Annotated in this window: 21 protein-coding genes and 1 tRNA gene; 11 read left to right on the plus strand and 11 right to left on the minus strand. The window is 62.9% G+C overall.

Annotated elements, in window-relative coordinates; all coding sequences use genetic code 11:
• Nucleotides 1–4: 4 nt before the first annotated feature.
• Nucleotides 5–757 (minus strand): IclR family transcriptional regulator, encoded by a 753-nt coding sequence (locus CHU94_RS01815; protein WP_094476149.1) that lies wholly within the window; start codon nt 755–757, stop codon nt 5–7.
• A gap of 82 nt (nt 758–839) precedes the next feature.
• Between CHU94_RS01815 and CHU94_RS01820 the strand changes: the two genes are divergently transcribed.
• The 5 genes from CHU94_RS01820 to CHU94_RS01840 are packed head-to-tail and all read left to right on the plus strand — an operon-like array spanning nt 840 to nt 5,916.
• Entirely contained in the window at nt 840–1,673 is an 834-nt protein-coding gene (locus tag CHU94_RS01820) for an SDR family oxidoreductase (RefSeq protein WP_094476151.1), read from the plus strand.
• Nucleotides 1,674–1,709: 36 nt separating this feature from the next.
• Nucleotides 1,710–3,038 (plus strand): NAD(P)/FAD-dependent oxidoreductase, encoded by a 1,329-nt coding sequence (locus tag CHU94_RS01825; RefSeq protein ID WP_094476153.1) that lies wholly within the window; start codon nt 1,710–1,712, stop codon nt 3,036–3,038.
• Between the two features lie 30 nt (nt 3,039–3,068).
• The gene (locus tag CHU94_RS01830; protein WP_094476155.1) at nt 3,069–3,989 is read left to right on the plus strand and encodes a bile acid:sodium symporter family protein; all 921 of its coding nucleotides are present in this window, start codon (nt 3,069–3,071) and stop codon (nt 3,987–3,989) included.
• Entirely contained in the window at nt 3,986–4,996 is a 1,011-nt protein-coding gene (locus CHU94_RS01835) for an NAD-dependent epimerase/dehydratase family protein (RefSeq protein WP_094476157.1), read from the plus strand. Before CHU94_RS01830 ends, CHU94_RS01835 begins: the two co-directional genes overlap by 4 nt.
• On the plus strand, nt 4,993–5,916 hold the full coding sequence (locus CHU94_RS01840) for an EamA family transporter (RefSeq protein WP_094476159.1): 924 nt from the start codon (nt 4,993–4,995) through the stop codon (nt 5,914–5,916). Before CHU94_RS01835 ends, CHU94_RS01840 begins: the two co-directional genes overlap by 4 nt.
• Before the next feature lie 11 nt (nt 5,917–5,927).
• On the opposite strand, the gene CHU94_RS01845 is transcribed toward CHU94_RS01840, so the two are convergent.
• The 3 genes from CHU94_RS01845 to CHU94_RS01855 all read right to left on the minus strand — a co-directional run bounded on the left by CHU94_RS01845 (nt 5,928) and on the right by CHU94_RS01855 (nt 8,810).
• The gene (locus CHU94_RS01845; RefSeq protein ID WP_094476161.1) at nt 5,928–6,572 is read right to left on the minus strand and encodes a Smr/MutS family protein; all 645 of its coding nucleotides are present in this window, start codon (nt 6,570–6,572) and stop codon (nt 5,928–5,930) included.
• A 9-nt stretch (nt 6,573–6,581) separates the two neighbouring features.
• Nucleotides 6,582–7,301 (minus strand): DNA repair protein RadC, encoded by a 720-nt coding sequence (gene radC, locus CHU94_RS01850; protein ID WP_094476163.1) that lies wholly within the window; start codon nt 7,299–7,301, stop codon nt 6,582–6,584.
• A 336-nt stretch (nt 7,302–7,637) separates the two neighbouring features.
• Complete coding sequence (locus CHU94_RS01855) at nt 7,638–8,810, minus strand: hypothetical protein (RefSeq protein WP_141211359.1); 1,173 nt, start codon at nt 8,808–8,810, stop codon at nt 7,638–7,640.
• A gap of 168 nt (nt 8,811–8,978) precedes the next feature.
• Here CHU94_RS01855 and CHU94_RS01860 point away from each other — a divergent pair, with 168 nt between their 5' ends.
• The 6 genes from CHU94_RS01860 (at nt 8,979) to CHU94_RS01885 (ending at nt 13,814) form a co-directional block, all read left to right on the plus strand.
• A complete protein-coding gene (locus CHU94_RS01860) occupies nt 8,979–9,443 on the plus strand; it encodes a peptidylprolyl isomerase (protein WP_094476167.1) in 465 nt (154 codons plus the stop codon).
• Complete coding sequence (gene ispH / locus CHU94_RS01865) at nt 9,440–10,474, plus strand: 4-hydroxy-3-methylbut-2-enyl diphosphate reductase (RefSeq protein ID WP_094476169.1); 1,035 nt, start codon at nt 9,440–9,442, stop codon at nt 10,472–10,474. Before CHU94_RS01860 ends, ispH begins: the two co-directional genes overlap by 4 nt.
• A 91-nt stretch (nt 10,475–10,565) precedes the next feature.
• Nucleotides 10,566–11,876, plus strand: a complete 1,311-nt coding sequence (gene serS / locus CHU94_RS01870; RefSeq protein ID WP_094476189.1) for a serine--tRNA ligase — start codon at nt 10,566–10,568, stop codon at nt 11,874–11,876.
• 63 nt (nt 11,877–11,939) lie between these two features.
• Nucleotides 11,940–12,029, plus strand: a tRNA-Ser gene (locus CHU94_RS01875).
• Between the two features lie 136 nt (nt 12,030–12,165).
• Nucleotides 12,166–13,155, plus strand: a complete 990-nt coding sequence (locus CHU94_RS01880) for a tripartite tricarboxylate transporter substrate binding protein (protein ID WP_255033738.1) — start codon at nt 12,166–12,168, stop codon at nt 13,153–13,155.
• 71 nt (nt 13,156–13,226) lie between these two features.
• The gene (locus CHU94_RS01885; RefSeq protein WP_176451900.1) at nt 13,227–13,814 is read left to right on the plus strand and encodes a hypothetical protein; all 588 of its coding nucleotides are present in this window, start codon (nt 13,227–13,229) and stop codon (nt 13,812–13,814) included.
• 435 nt (nt 13,815–14,249) lie between these two features.
• Here the strand turns inward: CHU94_RS01885 and CHU94_RS01890 are convergent, their stop codons facing one another.
• The 7 genes from CHU94_RS01890 to CHU94_RS01920 all read right to left on the minus strand — a co-directional run bounded on the left by CHU94_RS01890 (nt 14,250) and on the right by CHU94_RS01920 (nt 21,272).
• Nucleotides 14,250–14,882 (minus strand): FABP family protein, encoded by a 633-nt coding sequence (locus tag CHU94_RS01890; protein WP_094476195.1) that lies wholly within the window; start codon nt 14,880–14,882, stop codon nt 14,250–14,252.
• Between the two features lie 77 nt (nt 14,883–14,959).
• Complete coding sequence (locus CHU94_RS01895) at nt 14,960–16,270, minus strand: tryptophan--tRNA ligase (protein ID WP_094476197.1); 1,311 nt, start codon at nt 16,268–16,270, stop codon at nt 14,960–14,962.
• A gap of 6 nt (nt 16,271–16,276) precedes the next feature.
• Nucleotides 16,277–16,945, minus strand: a complete 669-nt coding sequence (locus CHU94_RS01900) for a site-2 protease family protein (protein ID WP_094476199.1) — start codon at nt 16,943–16,945, stop codon at nt 16,277–16,279.
• A 22-nt stretch (nt 16,946–16,967) separates the two neighbouring features.
• Nucleotides 16,968–17,591 (minus strand): L-threonylcarbamoyladenylate synthase, encoded by a 624-nt coding sequence (locus CHU94_RS01905; RefSeq protein WP_094476201.1) that lies wholly within the window; start codon nt 17,589–17,591, stop codon nt 16,968–16,970.
• 34 nt (nt 17,592–17,625) lie between these two features.
• Nucleotides 17,626–18,480 (minus strand): 3',5'-nucleoside bisphosphate phosphatase, encoded by an 855-nt coding sequence (locus CHU94_RS01910; protein WP_094476203.1) that lies wholly within the window; start codon nt 18,478–18,480, stop codon nt 17,626–17,628.
• A gap of 22 nt (nt 18,481–18,502) precedes the next feature.
• The gene (locus CHU94_RS01915) at nt 18,503–19,165 is read right to left on the minus strand and encodes an RluA family pseudouridine synthase (RefSeq protein ID WP_094476205.1); all 663 of its coding nucleotides are present in this window, start codon (nt 19,163–19,165) and stop codon (nt 18,503–18,505) included.
• Complete coding sequence (locus CHU94_RS01920; protein ID WP_255033743.1) at nt 19,152–21,272, minus strand: PAS domain-containing sensor histidine kinase; 2,121 nt, start codon at nt 21,270–21,272, stop codon at nt 19,152–19,154. Before CHU94_RS01920 ends, CHU94_RS01915 begins: the two co-directional genes overlap by 14 nt.
• Between the last annotated feature and the right edge of the window lie 63 nt (nt 21,273–21,335).

Raw genomic sequence — 21,335 nt, forward strand, 5'->3', positions numbered from 1 at the left:
GCAATCAGGCGAGCGTGCGCCCCAAGGCGGTCGCTGCTTCCAGCAGCTGGGGCACATGCTGCAAGGCCTGCTGCAGGGGCATGCGGGCTGCGGGGGCCTGCAAGGCCACGGCGGTGCGCACCGCGCGGCTGCCCGGCTGCAACACCGGCACCGCCACACACACCAAGCCGTCCACAAACTCCTCGGCATCCACGGCATAGCCCTGGCGCACGATCTGCGCCAGCTCGTCTTCCAGCGCCTGGCGCTGGGTGAGGGTGGTGGCGGTGTAGCGGGGCAGGGGGAGGCTCTCCAGCAAGGCGGCGCGCGCCTGTTCAGCCATGTGGGCGAGGAACAGCTTGCCGCTGGCCGAGCAGTGAATGGGCACGCGGGTACCGGCTTTGAGCTCCATGCGCAACGGAAAGGCGGACTCCACGCGGTCCAGGTACATCACATCGGTGCCGCTCAGGGCCGTGAGGTTGCAGCTCTCTCCCACGACGCTGACCAACTGGCGCAGCACCGCATGGCGTACGCCGCGCCGTGTGTCGGCACTGAGCACGTTCTCGGCCAGGCGCACCAGGCGCGCCGCAGGCGCATAGAGCCGGCCGCCGGGTTCTCGGGTGATCAGCCCGCCGGCCTCCAGTTGCGCGAGCATGCGGTGTACGCTGGGCTTGGGCCAGCCGCTGCTGCGCACGGCGTCGGCCAGGCTGAAGGGCTGGCCGGTGGCGCACACCAGGTCCAGCAACTCGAACATGCGCAGTGCGGGCGTAGGTTTTTCCATAGATTCGGTATTTGTTCCGAAATTCGAGACAAATATATACAAATATTCGAGATGAATAAGGGCGCTGATTATGCTCGTCCCTATGTCTGCACACCAGTCCCAACCATCGTTTCCCTTCCAGAACACTGTGCTCACGGGCGCTTGTGGCGGTCTGGGGCAGGAGCTGGCGCGCCAGTTGTTGGCCCGCGGCGCAGTGGTGGCGCTGGTGGGGCTGAACCGCACCGCGCTGGACGCATTGGCCGCCACCGCTCCCTACCGCTGCGCGGTCTACACGCCCGATGTGGCCGACCCCGCGGCCATGCAGGCCTGCGCGCAGGATTGGGTGGGTCGCTTTGGTGTGCCCGATCTGTTGATTGCCAATGCGGGTGTAGCAGGCGGCTTTGATACGGCCCAGGCCGATGACCTGGCCGTGATGCGCCGCATGCTGGAGATCAATGTGCTGGGTGTGGCCACCACTTTCCAGCCTTTTCTGGATTCCATGCGCGCCCAGGGCCGAGGCAGTTTGGTGGGCGTGGCCAGTCTGGCCGGCTGGCGCGGCATGCCGGGCAATGGTGCCTACTGCGCGAGCAAGGGCGCGCTCATTCGCTACCTGGAAAGCCTGCGCGCGGAGCTGCGCGGCAGCAGCCTGCGGGTACACACGGTGAGCCCGGGCTACCTGCGCACGCCGCTCACGGCGGGCAACCAGTTTGTGATGCCGGGCCTCATGGAGGCCGACGACGCGGCGCGTGCGCTGCTGGCCGGCGTCGCGCGCGGGCGCGAGCACATCGTGCTGCCGCGCCGCATGGGTTGGCTGTCGCGCGCGCTGGGCCTGTTGCCTGCTGCTTGGCACGATCGCATCCTGCTGGGTCAGCCGCGCAAGCCGCGTGTGGGCGAGGCCGGAGCCACGGCCATTCCGGGCTTGCCGCCCCGCCAGTAAGGGCTACAGACTTCATAAGAACCCGAGAGAGACCTGATGAGCATCTTCCCCCCGCACCCACCCACGCGCGAGTGCATCGCCTTGATTGGCGCCGGCCCCAGCGGCCTGGCCGCCGCCCGCAACCTGCAGAAGCTGGGCCTGCCTTTCCAGGGCTTCGAGACCCACAGGGATGTGGGTGGCCTGTGGAACATCGACAACCCGCGCAGCACGGTCTACGAGTCGGCCCACCTGATCTCCAGCAAGACCACCACCGAGTTCAGCGAGTTCCCCATGCGCGCCGAAGTGGCCGACTACCCCAGCCACAAGGAGATGCGCCAGTATTTCTTTGACTTTGCCGAGCACTTTGGCTTGCGCAAGCACTTTCACTTCGGTGCCAAAGTGCTGTCGGTGCGGCCGCTAGGCGAAGGCGTGGCGCCGCTGTGGACCGTGCAGTGGCAGACGGCCGATGGCGCGGTACAGAGCGCCGAATTCAAGGGCGTGGTGATCGCCAACGGCACGCTGGCCGAGCCCAATATGCCGAGGTTTGAAGGGCACTTTGACGGCGAGCTGCTGCACACCGCAGCCTACAAGAGCGCTGAGCTTTTTCGCGGCAAGCGCGTGCTGGTGGTGGGCGCGGGCAACTCGGGCTGCGACATTGCGGTGGACGCAGTGCACGCCGCGCAGAGCGTGGACATCTCGGTGCGCCGCGGCTACTACTTTGTGCCCAAGTACGTGTTCGGCAAACCGGCGGACACGTTGGGCGGCAAGATCAAGCTGCCGGCCTGGCTCAAGCAGAAGGTGGACAGCACCGTGCTGGGCTGGTTCACCGGCGACCCCAGCCGTTTTGGCTTTCCCAAGCCGGACTACAAGATGTACGAATCGCACCCCGTGGTGAACTCGCTGGTGCTGCACCACCTGGGCCATGGTGACCTGCATGTGAAGGGCGACATTGCGCGGCTGGACGGCCACACGGTGCACTTCAAGGACGGCAGCGCCAAGGACTACGACCTGATCCTCTGCGCCACCGGCTACCGCCTGCACTACCCCTTCATGGACCCGGCGCTGCTGAACTGGCGGGGCATGTCGCCCCAGCTCTACCTCAACATCTTTTCGCCGCAGTTCGACAACCTGGCGGTGATGGGCATGATCGAAGCCAGCGGCATTGGCTGGCAAGGTCGCTACGAGCAGGGCGAGCTGGTGGCGCGCTACTTCAAGGCGCGCGACGCGGGCAGCCCCGCCGCCGCCGCACTCACTCGCGCCAAGCAAGGCCCGCCGCCAGACCTGAGTGGTGGCTATCGCTACCTCAAGTTGGAGCGCATGGCCTATTACGTGCACAAGGACACTTACCGCGCCGCAGTGCGTGCCGCCAGCGCAGCGCTGGCCTGAGTTGTTCAGACCTACACAAGGGAGACCTCCATGTTGCCTGTGGACGAGATACGCCTGAACTTCAACCCCGCCTCGCTGGTAGTGCTCAACATCGTGCTGGGCTTTCTGATGTTCGGCATTGCGTTGGACACGCGCGTGGCCGACTTCAAGCGCGTGCTGCGCATGCCGGTGGCCATGGCTGTGGGCATTGCGGCGCAGTTTGTGGTGTTGCCCGCTGTGACCTATGCACTCACGCTGGCACTGAACCCCGGCCCCAGCATTGCGCTGGGCATGATTCTGGTGGCCTGCTGCCCGCCCGGCAACGTGAGCAACATCCTTACGCACCGCGCGCAGGGCAATGTGGCACTGTCGGTGTCGATGACAGCCATTTCCAACGCGCTGGCGATCGTGCTGATGCCCTTGAACTTTGCCTTCTGGGCCGGCATGCACCCCACGGCATCCGCGCTGTTTCGCAGTATCGCGCTGGACCCGATCGAGATGGCAGGTCACATTGTGGTCATCATCGGCATTCCCTTTGTGCTGGGCATTGCCTGTGCGGAGAAGCTGCCGCGCATAACTGAAAAAGTGCGCAAGCCTGCGCGCATTCTCAGCTTTTTGTGCCTTATCGGCTTCATCGTCGGCGCGGTGGCGGGCAACTGGCGCTACTTTCTGGACTACGTGGGCCTGGTGTTGCTGGCCGTCGCCATCCACGACGCGCTGGCCTTTGGCACCGGCTATGTGTGCGCGCGCGCTACCGGCCTGTCGGACTATGACCGCCGCGCGGTTTCCATTGAAGTGGGTATCCGCAATGCGGGCCTGGGACTGGTGTTGATCTTCAGCTTCTTTGGCGGGCTTGGTGGCATGGCCGTGGTGGCGGGCGTGTGGGGCTTCTGGGACATCATTGCTGGCTTGGCGTTGGCCAGCTGGTGGGGACGCAGGCCACCGGTGAAGCCTGCAGGAGTGGACACATGAGCGCCTTGCCGCAAGAGCGCGCGCGCCGCGTGTTGGTGACTGGGGCGGACGGATTTCTGGGCCGCAGCTTGGTCGCGGCCCTGGTGCGCGATGGAAGCCTGGACAGGGTGGTGGCCACCGATGTGCGGCCCGTGCCGGCCGAGCGCCGCCTGCCCGGTGTGCTCTATTTGGAGCAGGATGTGCGCGACCCGACCATGGGCAAGCTGCTGGCGGCGCATGCCATCGACACGGTGGTGCATCTGGCTTCCATCGTCACGCCGGGCAAGCATTCGAGCCGCGAGTTCGAATACTCGGTGGACGTGCTGGGCACGCGCAATGTGCTGGACGCCTGCGTGGCCCAGGGCGTGCAGCACCTGCTGGTCAGCTCCAGCGGAGCGGCCTATGGTTACCATGCCGACAACCCCGAGTGGCTCGTTGAACGTGACGCCTTGCGAGGCAACGAAGCCTTTGCCTATGCCCACCACAAACGCCTGGTGGAAGAGATGCTGGCGCAGTACCGTGCCAGCGCACCGCAGCTGCTGCAAACCGTGTTCCGCATCGGCACCATCCTGGGCGCGCAAGTGGACAACCAGATCACGGCGCTGTTTGAGAAGCCGCGCTTGCTGGCCATTCGCGGTAGCGAGAGCCCTTTTGTGTTCATCTGGGACACTGATGTCACCGGTGCCGTGCTGCATGCGTTGCAGCGCCGCCGCGCGGGCTGCTTCAACCTGGCAGGCGACGGCGCACTGCCGCTGCGCGCCATCGCCAAGCGCCTGGGCAAACCTGTGCTCAATCTGCCGGCCAGCCTGCTCAAGGCCGCATTGGCCGTGGGTCACTCGCTGGGCGTGAGCCGCTATGGCCCTGAGCAGTTGGATTTTTTGCGCTACCGCCCCGTGTTGCTGAACACCGCACTCAAGACCGAGCTGGGCTATGTGCCCAGCAAGACCAGCAGCCAAGCGCTCGACGCCTTCATCGCCGCACGGGCTGCCCAAGGCCGCCCGCTGACTGGTACTCGGGCGGTGGCATGAGTGGCTCTGCCGTGGCGCGCCCCTGGAGCCGGGGCGACAGCCTGCGTGCGCTGGCCGTGGTGGTGCTTTGGGGTCTGAACTTTGTGGTCATGAAAGTGGGCCTGCAGGGCCTGAGCCCCATGCTCCTGGGGGCGCTGCGTTTTGCTGCAGCGTCGCTGCCATTCCTGTGGTGGGTGGGGCGCCCGCCGTTGCCCTGGCGCTATGTGCTGGCCTATGGCCTGGCACAGGGGCTGGGGCAGTTTGGTTTTTTGTTCTGGGGTTTGCAGCTGGGCATGACGGCGGGCATGGCTTCGGTGGTAATGCAGATGCAGGCCTTCTTCACGCTGCTACTGGCCGCCCCTATGCTGGGTGAGCGGGCGCGCAGCTGGCAGTGGGCCGGGCTGGTGCTGGCGCTGGGCGGCCTGCTGGCCATTGCCAGCGCCCATGGTGACGGGCCGGGACAGATGACGCTGGTGGGCCTGGTGCTCACGGCCAGCGCAGCCTTCATGTGGGCGGTGTCCAACATCGTGGTGCGGCTGGCAGCGCGCCACGGCAGTTACGAGCCCTTTCCTTTCATCGTGTGGACCAGTGTGGTGCCCATCCTGCCGTTCACGGGTTTGGCGCTGTGGGCGGATGGTTGGAGCGGCGTGTCTGCCCAACTGGCCGCGTTGCATTGGCCGGCGGTGGCCTCGGTGCTGTATTTGGCATGGCTGGCCACATTGCTGGCGTATACGTTGTGGACGCGGCTGCTGCAACGCCACACGGCCGGCAAGGTCACGCCGTTTTCTTTATTGGTGCCCGTGGTGGGGTTGGCGGCTGCGGCGCTGGCCTTTGGCGAAGTGCCGCTGCCCTTGCAGTGGGCGGGCACAGGAGCCGTATTGTTGGGCTTGGTGGTGAACCAGGCCGGGCAGTGGTGGGCGGTCCGCAAACCTACCGTGTAAGGGCGCTTGACTCAAACGCGGTTCAGGGGCTGCAGCAGCACGACGAGTGCTCCCGCGCCGCCCTGTGCCGGTTGGGCCTGCACAAAGGCCACCACCTCGCTTTTTTGCACCAGCCATTTGTGTACTTTGTCCTTGAGCACCGGCGCCTTGCCGGGTGAACCCAGGCCCTTGCCATGCACCACGCGCACGCAGCGTATGCCTTGTTTGTGCGCCTCGCGGATAAAGGCGCCCAGCGCTTCGCGGGCCTCATCGCTGCGCAAGCCGTGCAGGTCAATCTGCTTCTGGATGCTCCACTTGCCCTTGCGCAGCTTCTGCGTCACATCGGTGCCCACACCGGGGCGGCGAAAGCTCAGGTGCTCGTCGGTGTCCAGCAGCGTGGTGACGTCCACCTCGTCGCTCAGCGCCTCTTGCAGGGCTGCCGCGTCATCCAGCATCTGCTGCTTAGGGATGGGTTTGGGCGGCTCGGGCGTCAGCCTGGCGCGCTGGGGCGGCTCCAGCGGTTTGACCTTGCCAATGGCCGTTTGAAACAGGTTGCTCGCGGCGGCTTTGCGTTTGGCCTCGGCTGCCTTCTGGGCGGCCAGCGCGGCTTCGCGTGCGGCTTGGGCCTCGATTTCCTTCTTGACCAATTTCAGGTCGGACAGGGCGTTGATTTTCATGGCTGCCCTTTAAATGAGTCCGGTCTCGGCCATGGACAATGCCTGGCCAGGTCCGACGATGATGTGGTCCAGCACGCGCACGTCCACCAGCGCCAGCGCGGCCTTGAGGGTTTGGGTCAGCGCCTCGTCGGCGCGGCTGGGCTGCACGCTGCCGCTGGGGTGGTTGTGTGCCAGCACCACGGCGGCTGCGCTGTGGTGCAGTGCACGGATCACCACCTCGCGCGGGTACACGCTGGTCTGGGTGAGCGTGCCGCGAAACAGCTCTTCCATGGCCAGTAGCTTGTTCTGGCTGTCGAGAAACAGCACCGCAAACACCTCATGCCCCTTGGCGGCCAGGTGCAGCTGCAGGTAGTGCTTCACGGCCTGCGGGTCTGCAAACACCTCGCGCTCCTGCAGACGCTGCGCCATGGCGCGGCGGGCCAGCTCCAGCACCGCCACAATCTCGGCCCGCTTGGCCGGGCCCAGGCCCTTGACACGTTTGAGGTCGTCCGCCGTGGCATTCAGCAGGCCAGCTATGCCTCCAAAGCCGCCTTGACCCCCGTCATTGCTGCGTGAGCCGCTATCACTTTTGAGTTGCAGCAGCTCCTCCGCCATCTGCAACACCCCTTTGCCCGCAATGCCAGTGCGCAGCAAGATGGCTAGCAACTCCGCATCGCTGAGCGCCCCGGGGCCGCGCGCGAGGAGCTTTTCGCGCGGTTGGGCTTCCAGTGGGAGGTCTTTGAGGGGCATGGGACAAAACTTTAAGCGCAAATCAGAGCGTAGCAGGCAGAGTGGGAATTGGGGAAAAGCCGCGCCGACTAGTGGCTAAACTCCGATTGACGGATAAGTGTTTCGCCGAAGGGAGGCGGGCTCTCAAACTGCGCAGGTCAACAGCCTATCGGAGCCTAGAGCCCGAGCCATACATTGTCTAATCTGGTTGAATTCCTACCTTTTTCATTGTCCGACGGTCAACCAGCCGTAAGGCCGTATCAATACCGCAGGTCTGTTGTTCGGCATGGGGGAGATATGTCCCCCAGATGAGTCTGGGCCCGTTCCCGGAATAAAGGCTGCGTCGCTTTACTGGGCTCATTGCAGGTTCAATTGATTCGGTTGCGGCTGCCTGGTGCTTGGTTCCCACCCGCTGAATGTCGCCCAGCGAATGCCAAAGTAACCGGCGCGCTGCTTGAACTTCAAAAAATCGCCTTGTTGAACTTGGTCGAATGTTTGCTTTGACACGGTGAATGACCGGACATCTTCTGCTGAAGCCCAGTCTCGTACGATCAATTGGTGAGACTCTCGCTTCTCGCTGAAGAGGCCGCGGCCTCTTCGTTTCTCTATCTTCTTCCAATCAACTGGAATCAAAAGCAGAGTCTCGGTAGATGGGTCTAACGCGATGTTCGCATCCCGCAACTCAACGGCAGTGAAGAGGAGCGCGCCAATGCTGCCTACGAAAAGCACTTCGAGCAATACCAGATGCAACCGCGCGCTGCGGCGCAGTAACACTACTGTGGTCGCTACCATAGCGGCTAGCAACAAAGAAGCTGGCAGCAGGCTCAGCGTCCAAAGGCGTGCTAAATCCACAACAAATGTGCTCTCAAAAGCTATACGCCCCCATGACACAGCGGCAGAGATAGCTAAGCCGGAACTCATACAAAGGATCAGCACCGAAGGCATAAGAAATCTGTCTCGCTCTCGCGGGAGTGAGGCAGGTGGGTCGGACCAGAGTTCCTTAGCCAAGACAGAAAAATCGGCCATGGCCGAGGCTGCCGCCTCTCGCAAACGATCTTCAATCGTGCGTTCGCTGGCCCAATCCTGTGCACGCCACTCCATCCACATGCGGCCATTGGCGCAGGCCACCCGCCCAAGCCGACAACCCGAGCCCTGCGCTGCAAAGAGGTGCTGTGCTGCATGCAGCAGCCGCGTGTTATTCGAAAAGCGAGACTCTAAGTGATCGTCATTGGAAGCGACATATACCAATGGGTCAAAACCTATGTGGCCGAACTGAAACTCCACAGCGAGACCAGTCCATTTGAAGAATCGATCCCATCCATTTTCACGCTTGAGTTCGAATCGAAATTCCGTCGGCACATCGACGGCTACGCGCAGCCCGTAAACCAAACCGCGAATAGACCGAAGTCCTGTCTCACAAGACTTGCCACCGAGTGAATCCAGCTCTCCGCTCCAAGTACGTACCCATCGGTAGCGCCATTGGAAGGCCAACGTGATGAATAGCGTAATCAGTCCCAATGAAAACCACATACATCGTTCGCCTTATCAGGGGGTTATAGGCGCCAGCATCCCGGCTATCGCTGATAGTTGGGCTTCTAGGGGGATGTCTTTGAGGGGCATGGCATAGGGGCGAAGCGCGAGCGAACGTGCTCAATAGAGCAAGCTTTCTACAATAGAGGCCAGTTTATCGGGACTTTTATGACCAGCACGCTTCCCCGGGTTCACCCGGGCTCCTTTCTCACCTTGCATTACCGTTTGGGTGGCCCTGCCGGGGACATCATCAACACCTTTACCGGCAAGCCTGCCACCCTGAGCTTGGGCACTGGCGAACTCTCGCCCGCGGTGGAAGCCTGCCTGATGGACATGGAAGAGGGCGCGCGCGCCACCTTTGAGCTGCCGGCAGGTGCCGCCTTTGGCGAGCGCAACCCTGACATGCAGCAATGGCTGGCCCGCAAAGTGCTGACCCAGATGGGCGACCCGCTGGAGACCTACAGCGTGGGTGATGTGGTGCAGTTCCCTACGCCCGATGGCCAAGGTCAGTTTGCCGGTGTGGTGTTGCAGTTGCGGGGCGAAGGCGCCGAGCGCGCGGTGTTGTTCGACTTCAACCACCCGCTGGCGGGCCAGCCGGTGACCTTTGAAGTGCAGCTGATCGGCGTCTTATGAGCAATATTGACAACCACGAGTCACTGGGCGCCGACAGGCCGCCCTTAGGCGCGAACGCCCACCTGGCGGGTAGCGAACCCAACGCAGTGGGGAGCGTGGGGGTCGAAGTCTTGCTGGCCGAGCCGCGTGGCTTTTGTGCCGGTGTGGACCGTGCCATTGAAATTGTGGAAAAGGCCCTTACCAAGTTCGGCCGACCAATCTACGTGCGCCACGAGATCGTGCACAACACCTATGTGGTCAACGACCTGAAGGCGCGCGGCGCCATCTTCATTGAAGAGCTGGACGACGTGCCGCCGGGCGCGACGCTGGTGTTTTCGGCCCATGGCGTGAGCCAGGCGATCCAGAAAGAGGCCGCGCGCCGCGGTTTCCAGATCTTTGACGCCACCTGCCCGCTGGTGACCAAGGTGCACGTGGAAGTGGCCAAGCTGCACAAAGAGGGTTATGAGTTCGTCATGATCGGCCACAAGGGCCACCCCGAGGTGGAAGGCACTATGGGGCAGCTCGATAGCGGTATTCACCTGGTGGAGGACGTGGCCGATGTGGCCCGCATCCAGCCAGGTCAGACCGACAAGCTTGCGGTTGTGACGCAAACCACCCTGAGCGTGGACGACGCGGCCGACATCACCGCTGCGGTGGTGGCCCGCTTTCCGAACATCAAAAAGCCCAAGATGCAGGACATTTGCTACGCCACCCAGAACCGTCAGGACGCGGTGAAGGTGATGAGCCCGCAGGTGGACATCGTCATCGTGGTGGGTAGCCCCACCAGCTCCAACAGCAACCGCCTGCGCGAGCTGGCACTCAAGCTGGGCACCGAAAGTTATATGGTGGACTCCGCCGCCGAACTACAGGCCGCATGGTTTGAAGGCAAGCAGCGCGTGGGACTGACCGCCGGCGCTTCTGCCCCCGAAGTGCTGGTGAAAGCCGTCATCGACCGCATCAAGGCGCTGGGTGCCGTGTCGGTGCGCAAGATGGACGGCATTGAAGAAACCGTGAAATTCCCGCTGCCCAAGGGCCTGAAGCTGGACGCGTGAATGATGCGCGGATTGCTATGAAAATTATAGCTGTTTGCGCAATAAAATAGGGCGCTAGAGCCTGATTTGACTTAAAAAGTACGAAAACACCATGTTAGACATTACCCTGCTGCGCAAAGACCTGGATTCGGTGGTTGCCCGCCTGCAAACCCGCAAGAACCCGCAAGCTTTCCTGAATGTGGACGCTTTCAAGGCGCTCGAAGCCGAGCGCAAGACCATCCAGATGCGCACCGAAGAGATGCAGGCCAAGCGCAACAGTGTGAGCAAGCAGATTGGCATGCTCAAAGGCAAGGGCCAACACGCTGAGGCCGACGCTGCCATGGCCGAGGTGGGTACCCTGAAAGCCGAACTGGAAGCCTCTGCGACCCGCTTGGACGCCATCCAGGCCGAGATGGAAAAAATGCTGCTGGCCGTGCCCAACCTGCCGCACGAAAGCGTGCCCGTGGGCGCCGATGAACACGGTAACGTGGTGGCCCGCACTTGGGGAACACCCAAGACCTTTGACTTCGAAGTCAAAGACCATGTGGATCTCGGCCAGCCGCTGGGTCTGGACTTTGAGATGGGCGTCAAGCTCACTGGCTCGCGCTTTACCGTGATGAAGGGCCAGATTGCCCGCCTGCACCGTGCGCTCGCCCAGTTCATGCTGGATACGCAAACCGGCGAACACGGTTACACCGAGTGCTACACGCCCTACATCGTCAACGGCGACAGCCTGCGCGGTACCGGCCAGCTGCCCAAGTTTGAAGAGGACCTGTTCGCTGCCAAAAAGGGCGGTCAGGACGGCGGCGATGACAACACTGCGCTTTACCTGATCCCTACCAGCGAAGTGCCTTTGACCAACTTTGTGCGCGATGTGGTATCTGCCGAGGCTGACCTGCCCATCAAGCTCACGGCCCACACCCCGTGCTTCCGGTCTGAGGCCGGCAGCGGCGGGCGCGACATCAGGGGCCTGATCCGCCAGCACCAGTTCGACAAGGTGGAGATGGTACAAATCACCCACCCCGAGAAGAGCTACGAAGCGCTCGAAGACATGACCCGCCACGCTGAAGCCATCCTGCAAAAGCTAGGCTTGCCCTACCGCGTGATGAGCCTGTGCACTGGCGACATGGGCTTTGGCGCTGCCAAGACTTATGACCTGGAAGTCTGGCTGCCCGCGCAAAACACCTACCGCGAAATCAGCTCCGTCTCCAACTGCGAAGGCTTCCAGGCCCGTCGCTTGCAAGCACGCTTCAAGAATGCGCAAGGCAAGAACGAGCTGGTGCACACCCTGAATGGCTCCGGCTTGGCCGTGGGCCGTGCGCTGGTGGCCGTGCTGGAGAACCACCAGAACGCCGACGGCAGCATCACCGTGCCGGAAGTGCTGCGGCCCTACATGGGCGGCTTGGAGGTACTCAGGGCCTGACTTGGCGAAGCAGGCCGCCGGGCCTGCTAGAATCACGCCTTCGTTTCGACCGACGCGAATTCAGGAGAAGTGGCAGAGTGGTCGAATGTACTTGACTCGAAATCAAGCGTAGGGGCGACCCTACCGTGGGTTCGAATCCCACCTTCTCCGCCAAACGATCAAGCCTGCATCCCACAAAGATGCAGGCTTTTTTATTGGGCAGGCTGGCTGGCAAGGTTTGTCATGGTGCTGAAATGTGTTTGTCGCATAGTGGCTGGTTGTATCCAATGTTTGAGGTGTTTGTATGGTGATGGGTCGCAAACTTTCCCGCCGCACTGCGGTCGCTGCCGTGCTTGCCACGGCCTTGCTCGGTTCGTCCGTGTCGGCACAGAACGGCATAGCCAGCTACCCCGACAAGCCCGTCAAGATCGTGGTGCCCTTTGCCCCCGGCGCGGGTACCGATGCCATGGGCCGCCTGATGGCGCAAAAGCTGGGCGACGTGATGGGAGGCAGTTTTGTGGTGGAGAACCGCACCGGTGCCTCTGGTGCGATTGGCACCCAGTATGTCGCTCAGCAGCCCGCTGATGGCTACACGCTGCTGCTGGTGGCGTCCCCCTTCACCACGGTGGCTGCCTCCTTGTCCAGCGCAGGGTATGACCCGATCAAGAGTTTCACGCCCGTGGGCATGATTGCCAGCGGCCCTCTGGTCTGGGCGACCAACCACCAAACAGGCATCCACACCATGCAGGAGTTGGTGGCCTATGCCAAACAAAAGCCCGGCGTGTTGAACTACGGCTCGGCCGGTGCCGGTGGCGTGAACCACCTGGTGCTGGAGCTGCTCAAGGCTAAAACTGGTACCTTCATCACCCATATCCCTTACCGTGGTGTGGCACCTGCGGCGCTGGACATGGTGTCGGGACAGGTGCAACTGGTCACGGGTACCATCCCTGCGCTATTGCCGCTGGTGAAGGACGGGCGCATCAAGCCCTTGGCTGTGACCAGTGCCAAGCGCTCCAGCGCCATGCCTGAGGTGCCCAGCATGGCAGAAGCTGGCTTCAAAGGCTTTGACGTACTGAACTACTTTGCCTTGGCGGCCCCGGCCGGGACGCCAGCCGCAGTGATCGAAAAGCTCAACGCGGCCCTGAACAAGGTGGTGCTCTTGCCCGAGGTGCAGGCCCGCTTCAAGCTCGATGCAGTGGAGGCCACACCGGGCTCCCCCATGGCGCAGGCCAAGTTCATCGAAGCCGACTATCGCGCATGGCGCGAGGTCGTGCAGACACAAAACCTCAAGATCGAATAAGCCACTATTCGCGGCCCTGTTGCCACCTTTGCCCGCTGGCCGATCCAGGCCGTGCGTGGAACAATGGCCGCATGCGCATTTCCATTGCTTTCCTGTTGCTGGCTTGCAGCTTGTGGGCACCTGTAGCCAAGGCCCAGCTGCCTGCGCGTGACCTGACGGTAGAGCTGCGCCAAATCGAGGACCGGGCAGACGAGGGGAGCAGTTACCGCGCTGGCCCCGCTGACGGAGGGCAAACCTTGGTGCCCCAAAAAATCCAGGTGCGCAACGGGCAGAAGGCCCAGTTGCGCATGAACCTGTCCGTCCCCATGCAATGGGTGGAGGCGGTGCAGGCCCCCTCTGCCAACAGCGGCGCGAGCGTCAAGCAGGCGCTGCAATGGTTTGACGTGGGCCAGACCGTGACCGTGACGCCACGTTGGCCCGGTGGCAACCGCGCTGCCACGGTGGAGCTGGAGGTGCAGCAGGCCAACATGGCCACCCGCAGCAACGCCGATATGCCCAGCCAAAGCCGCAGCCAGATCAGCAGCACGGTGACCGCCCCCTTGGCCCAGTGGGTGACCATTGCCGCCACTGGCCCTGCACCGGCTCGGCAAGGCAGTTACAGCAGTGCTGGCGGTGGGGAGGTGCGGCGTTTGTTGCAGATTCGGGTGTTGGTGCCTTAGCTGTATTTTTGCGGGCGTTGCATTGTTTTTTTAACACCCACTCCCCCAGCCCCTCGCCCCGTCGGCGAGGGGAGCCTTTCAACAGCCATATTTGTTTTTTGCGCGCCGACTGCGTGGCTACTGGGGTGACGTTGCCCGCGTAGGTTGACACCACGGCCTGCGCCTGCGGTTGTGGGTACTTCGGAAGGGTAGGTATACCAACGCTGGCGGCTGCGCACGCCAGTGGCTCCGCGCCTGCATTGTTTGATTCACCACAACCGCTGGTACTGGCCGTGGCGCGCCAATTTGTTGGCAACGGCACGTGCGTAGCCCAGTATCCGGCGCGAAGCCCTCAAATCGGCTGTTAAAGGCTCCCCTCGCCGACGGGGCGAGGGGCTGGGGGAGTGGGTGTCCAAAAAAAGCGGTCTAGCCCAACGGAGGAACCCCCGCCAGACCTCAGCGGCGCGCCAGCGGGTTAGGCGTAGGCTCCGCAACCTTGTGCAGGGTGTTGCGGTCCGTGTGGTGGAACGGCTCATCGCGCCCCAGGATCTGCAACACCGTGTCCTCGTCATAACTCCAGGTGCCATCCGCGTGGATGGAGACCTTGATGCGGAACTCCGTGGTTTTGAACGCGTGCTGCAAAAAAGGCGCTGAGCAGATGCCCCAGGTCTCCAGCCCATGCGTGGCTACCAGTTCAAATTCGGTCGCATCGGCCGCGGCCTGCCCACCCGCCATGGCCACCTGGCCGCGCGGGATGGTGAGCGTGTGGATGATGGCGCCGGTGGCCGGCTCCCACAGCCAGTAGCCGACCTGGTCGTGGTAGGTCTTGACCTGGTCGGGCTTGGTGACGTGCGTGTGGTAGCGCAAGCCATACAGCAACTGTGGGCCATTGGTTTGTGGGTCGATCGGTTGCAGCTCGATGCGTTCGTGGAAGGCCTGCTTCTTGGGCCCCTCGGCCTTGGGCTTCACGTCCAGGCCGCGCTGGCCTTCCCAGATGCCAGCCATGGCGCGCAGCGGCCCCAGGTTGGCCAGCGTGTCCACATCCATGGGGTGGGGTTCGGTGTAAATGTCTTTGGGAAAGTCGCTCATGCTGCACCTGTCATTTTAAGTGTTTTTGGCCTCTAGCCAGCGTGGAATCTGCGCGAGAAGCTAGCAAATTGATAGCGTTATTTGGCGTCGGCGGCCGAGACAAGCGCTGCCAGTGCGTGCACTGCGCGGGCCAGTGCCTCGGCGTCCAGCCCCTCCAGTTGTGCCTGCAGCGCCGCCACTCCGGCAGCGCCGTCGCGCTGCAGTAGGCCAATCGCTTGCCCCGCCACTTTGGGCGACTCAAAGCCCTTGCTTTGCAAGAGCACGGCACCAGCGGGATCCACCAGTTTGAAGTAGAACAAGCCGTCTTTTTCGCGGTACTGCTTGAAGGCGGCCAGTGCAGCCTTGCTGCTTTTCTCGGCCTTGCCTTGCAGCGCGCTGCCCAGGCCGCGCAGGCCTACAGCGCTGCGCAGTTGGGCCATGAAGGGTGTGGCGATTGCGCGTGCTTTCTGCGCACCCGCCAGCAACAGGGCCTCGACCTTCTCGGGGTGGGCCATGTAGTCTTCGTAGGCGGCGCGCATGGGAGCGATCTCCTGGTCGATGCGTTCGAACAGCAAGGTCTTGGCATCGCCCCAGGCAATGCCCTCGGCGTAGGCCTTGCGCAGTGCTGCTGTTTCTTCCTCCGAGGCAAAGGCTTGGTAGATCTGGAACAAGGCCGATCCTTCCGTGTCTTTGGCTTCGCCCGGAGCGCGCGAATCGGTCTTGATGCCGGCAATCAGCTTCTTCAGCTGCTCGCGGCTGCTGAACAGCGGGATGGTGTTGTCGTAGCTCTTGCTCATCTTGCGGCCGTCCAAGCCCGGCAGGGTGGCCACGGACTCTTCAATCTCGGCCTGCGGCGGCACAAAGTGCTCGCCATAGCGGTGGTTAAAGCTGGCGGCCATATCGCGCGCCATCTCGATGTGCTGGATCTGGTCGCGCCCCACGGGCACCTTGTGCGCGTTGAACATGAGAATGTCGGCACCCATCAGCACGGGGTACATGAACAGGCCCGCCGTCACGTCTGCATCGGGGTCCATGCCGGCGGCAGTGTTTTTGTCCACAGCGGCCTTGTAGGCGTGGGCGCGGTTGAGCACGCCTTTTCCAGTCACGCAGGTCAGGAACCAGCAGAGCTCGGGAATTTCAGGCACGTCACTCTGGCGGTAGAAAGTGACCTGCGCCGGGTCCAGGCCTGCGGCTAACCAGCTGGCTGCAATCTCCAGCGTGCTGCGCTGGATGCGCGCAGGCTCGTCAGTTTTGATAAGCGCGTGGTAGTTGGCCAGGAAGTAAAAACTTTCCACCCCCGGGGTCTTGCTGGCGCGCACGGCAGGGCGGATGGAGCCCACATAGTTGCCGAGGTGGGGGGTGCCGGTGGTGGTGATGCCGGTGAGGAAACGGATGGTCGCAGAGGTCATGGAAGATTAGTTCAGCAAGGCGGTTAAAGGCAAAGTCATCAGTTGCAGCGCGGCCAAGCCAAGCTGCGTGATAGGGCCCATCCACAGAGGGCCAAGCACGCCAACAAGGGCCAGAATCAGAATGATCCACATGCTCCAGGGCTCGACGCGGGAGAGCTGAGCGCCGTATTTGGGGGGGAGCGAAAAGAGCAGAATACGCCCGCCGGCCAGTGGTGGAATAGGCAGCAGCTGGAACGCAAACAGGCTCAGGCTCACAAAAATACCGGCCTTGCAGGTGCCCATCACAAACGGCTCCTGCACTTGCATCAGGTGCAGCAAGGTGAAAGCGATGTACCACAGCAACGCCATCACAAACAGCGCGATGGGGCTCGCCAGTTCGATCCAGATGGCCGCGCTCTTGGGCTCGCGCAGGTTGCGGTAGTCAATCGGAATGCGCTTGGCGCTGCCGAAGACGAACGAGCCATTGGTCGCAAAAAACATTACCAGGGGAATGACGATGGTTTCTACCGGCGACACATGGTTGGCCGGGTTCCACGTCACGCGACCTTGGCTCCAGCCGGTCTTGTCGCCGAGCCAGTAGGCGGCATGACCACGTGCGGATTCGGAGAGGGTGATTGCAAAGAGCAGGGGCAGCGTGAGGATGGCTGCTTGCTGAATAAGATTGCCAATGTCCATAGGGGGCAGTTTTTCGTGTCGTTTAGAGGCCCACGCGGGCCAGATCTCCGCCACCTTGGCGGATCACTTCGGGCGCATCGCCGGTCAGGTCAATCACGGTGGTCGGCTCCAGCGCGCAGGCGCCGGCGTCAATGACGGCGGCGATCTGGTGCTCGTAGCGCTCGCGAATTTCCTGCGCGTCATTCATGGGCTCCGTCTCGTCTTTGGCTATCAAAGTGGTAGCTAGCAGCGCAGAACCGTGGAGGGCCAGCAGTTCCTGCAGCGCCTTGTGTTCGGGCACACGCAGGCCAATCGTCTTGCGCGAGGGGTGACTCACGCGGCGTGGCACTTCCTTGCTGGCTTCCAGGATGAAGGTGTAGGCGCCGGGCGTGGCGGCTTTGAGCAGGCGGTACTGCGCGTTGTCCACCCGTGCGTAGCTGGCCAGCTCGCTCAAGTCACGGCACAGCAGGGTCAGGTGGTGCTTGTCGTCCACGCCGCGGATGCTGCGCAGCTTGTCGGCCGCGGCCTTGTCGTCCAGGTGGCAGACCAGGGCGTAGCTGGAGTCGGTAGGCACGGCCAGGATGCCGCCTTTTTCCAACAAGCCCACGGCCTGCTTGAGCAGGCGGGGCTGGGGGTTGTCGGGGTGAACTTCGAAATACTGTGCCATGGCTTGGCAAACGCCTGCGCGATTGCTCTCTGGTTTATTGGATACGGGAGCTCAGCAGTTCCCACACGGGTGTGAGCCCACTGGGCAAAGCGGGCAGGGTGCCCAGCTCGGTATGGCTCTCGTCGGGGCTGTGGAAGTCGCTGCCGCGTGAGGCGGCCAGGCCAAATTCCTTGGCCGTCTCGGCGTAGATCTGGTACTCGGGTACCGAATGGCTGCCGGTCACCACTTCCACGCCTTGGCCGCCGTAACCCTTGAACTCGGTGAACAGTGCGTACTCTTCGTTGGGTGTGAACTTGTAGCGCGCTGGATGGGCAATGATGGCCATACCGCCGGCCGCGGTAATCCAGGTGACTGCGTCTTTCAGCGTGGCCCAGCGGTGTGGCACAAAGCCGGGCTTGCCTTCGGTCAGGTACTTGCGGAACACCTCACTCGTCTCGCGGCACACACCACTCTCCACCAAAAAGCGCGCAAAGTGCGTGCGCGAGATCAGCTCGGGGTTGCCGACAAATTTCAGTGCACCTTCATAGGCGCCGTGGATGCCGACCTTGGCCAGCCCATCAGACATTTCCATGGCGCGGGCACCACGGCCACCGCGCGTCTGGCGCAGGCCGTCACGCAGGGTGGTGTTGTCGGCATCAAAGCCCAGGCCAACGATGTGCACGGTCTGGTTCAGGAACGTGATGGAAATCTCCACGCCGGTGAGGTACTTCATGCCTTGGGCATGGGCAGCTTCGCGTGCGCGCTGCAGGCCACCGATCTCGTCGTGGTCAGTCAGCGCCCAGAGCTCCACACCATTGCCTCGGGCGCGTTCGGCCAGCGCTTCAGGCGTCAGTGTGCCGTCGGATACGACGGAGTGGCAGTGGAGGTCGGCGTTGAGTGGAGTAGTCACCGAACCATTTTAGGCGCAGGTACTAAAACGCTGGCGCCACGGTGTATTCGTGCACCACGCCCGTCACCGGGTGCGGAAAACTCAACAGGCCCGAGTGCAGCAGCAAGCGGTCCGCCTGCGCTTGTACCTCGGGTGGCGCATACAGCGTATCGCCCACCATGGAGTGGCCAATGGCCTGCATGTGCACGCGCAGCTGGTGGGTGCGGCCGGTCACCGGCTCCAGTTCCACACGCGAGGTGTTGGAGGCACTGTCCACGGCCATGCAGCGCCAGCGGGTGAGCGCGCTCTGGCCCTCGGCAAAGTTGATGGTGCGTTTGGGCCGATTGGGCCAGTCCACCAGCATGGGCAGGTCGATCTCGTGCCACTGGTTGTCCATCGCCAGTAGGCCGGTGACAACCGCGGTGTAGCGCTTGTCCACGCGTCGCTGCTCAAAGGCCAGGTTGAGCACGCGCTGCGCTGGCAGGCCGCGCGCCATCACCACCAAGCCCGAGGTGTCTCGGTCCAGGCGGTGCACGATCAGCGCGTCCGGGTAGCGTGCTTGCACGCGGCGGCTCAAACAGTCGGCTTTTTCCGGGCCACGTCCGGGAACGGTTAGCAGACCCGAGGGTTTGTTGAGCACGACGATGGCGTCGTCGGCAAACACCACTTCCAGGGGGAGGGTGGCAAAGTCTTCAGTGGGGAGCATCGGGGGTGGCTATCAGGCGCTGCACGGTTTCGCACAGTTCGTTCACGTCATTGGGTTTGTAGATCAGCGCACTGGCGCCTTCCTGCAAGGCACGTTGCTCAATCTCGGGCGTGACATAGCCCGACGCCAGGGCCACAGGCAGATCACCACGCAGGAGTTTGGCTTCGCGCAGCAAGTCCACGCCACTGAAGCCCGGCATGTTGTAGTCGGTGACCAACAGGTCGTAGTCGGCCGCGCCAGTCTTCAAGGCTGCCAGGGCTTCGTGGGGGTCGGTAAATGCGGTCACCGCAAAGCCCTTGCGGGTGAGCACGCGCGAAACCAGGAACACCAAGGCCTGGTCATCGTCTACGTACATCACATGGCGGCCGCTGCCCTTGACCTCCGGCACTGGCTCCGGTTCAGCCACACCCAGCGGCATTTGCTCGGTGGCCGGAAAGTACAGGGTGAACACACTGCCGTGTCCCAGCTCGCTGTGGACGTCGATGGCCCCCATATGGGTCTGCATGATGCCGTGCACCACTGACAGGCCCAATCCCGTGCCCTGGCCGACCTGGCGTGTGGTGAAGAAGGGTTCGAAGATGCGTTGCATGGTGGCCTCGCTCATGCCTCCGCCGGTATCACGCACTCGCACGGTTACATAGTGCCCTTCTGGCAGGCCTATGCGGTTGCTGAAGGGCAACTCGATTTCCACCTGCCCCAACTCGATGGTGACGGAGCCCTTGGCGTTGCCAATGGCCAGAATGCCGTTAGTGCAAAGGTTGAGCAGCGCCTGCTCCACTTGGGTAACGTCGGCCAATACCGAAGGCAGGTCTTCCGGGAACACGAGCTGCAGCTCCACCGCTGGCGGCAGTGCCACTTTGACCAGACGGGCCGTTTCCTGCACCACTTCGGCCAATTGGAGTGGTGTGCGCTTGGGCGGTTCGTTGCGGCTGAAGGTCAAGATCTGACGCACCAGGTCGCGCGCGCGGCGGCCAGCCTTGTCAATTTCCTGCAGGCTGACCAGCGCCGCGGCGTCGGGTGCGGTGTCTTGTTTGGCCAGTTCCACATTGCCAAGAATGGCACTCAGGATGTTGTTGAAGTCGTGTGCAATGCCGCCGGCCATCGTGCCCATGGCCTGCATTTTTTGTGACTCACGCAGCTGGGTCTCCAACGCAGTACGCTGGGCCTCAGCCAGCTTCTTGGCGGTCAGGTCACGCGCAAAGATGGTGGTCACCGCACCGTGCGGGCTGTGCTGGCCGCGGCGCGCGGCCGGGTCGCTGTCCAGCGGACGCAGCGGTGCGCGGGTGCGCAGGCGCCGCTCCAGCGAAACGCTGATTTCAACGTAGATCTGCCTGCCACTCAGTGTGGTGGCAGTGAACTCACCCAGCATGGCTTGTGCAGGCACGCTGCCGCTCTCCAGCGCACGCTCCACGTCGGGCAAAAAACGGCCCAGGCGGGCCCCAAAGGCCTGGTCGGCCGGGCATTCAAACAGCGCGGTGGCAGCAGGGTTGAAGACGGTGATGCACTGCTTCTCGTCGATGCACAAAATTGCATCCAGTGAGGAGTTGATGATGGCCGCCATGCGGTTCTCGCTCAGCAGCAGGTCTTCGTTGCGTTGGCGCAGTACCGCAGCGCTTTCTTGCAGAGCCTGCCGTTCAGCCAGCAGCGGGCCCTGGTCGATGATGGCGCAAATGAAGTGCGCCAATTCATCCAGCGGATTTTCGATGCGTGCAATGTGCAGGTCACCGGTGAACTTGCCGCGTGACCCCGCTAGAAACTCTACTTCGTGGACTTCGCTGGTGCCGTCCTGCTTGGCGCTGGAAAAGGCCACTGCCACTTCGTCGGTGTGGTCAGGCCCCACAAAGGGGAGCAAGAAATTCAGCGGCGCATCACTTTCCAGCGGCTGGAACAGGCGCAGTGCCATGGCGTTGCTGGCCAGCACCAGGCCTTCTTCGTCCACCACCATCAGGGCCAGCGGTACGTTGGAGAACAGTGTTGCGAAGCGTTCGGAGGCGCCTTCAGCTTCCTGTTGTGAGTAGCGCAGGGCCTTGTTCTGGATTTCCAGTTCGGCCTGGTACTTGCGCAGATCTTCGATCATCTGCGACGGCGCGTAGCCGTCGATGATCATGTGCTGCCCGCCACGCCCCTGGCGTGTGGGCACGGTGGCTTGGCGCGGGGAGAGTGCTTTGGC

The sequence above is a fragment of the Rhodoferax sp. TH121 genome (assembly GCF_002251855.1).
GTDB lineage: Bacteria > Pseudomonadota > Gammaproteobacteria > Burkholderiales > Burkholderiaceae_C > Allorhodoferax.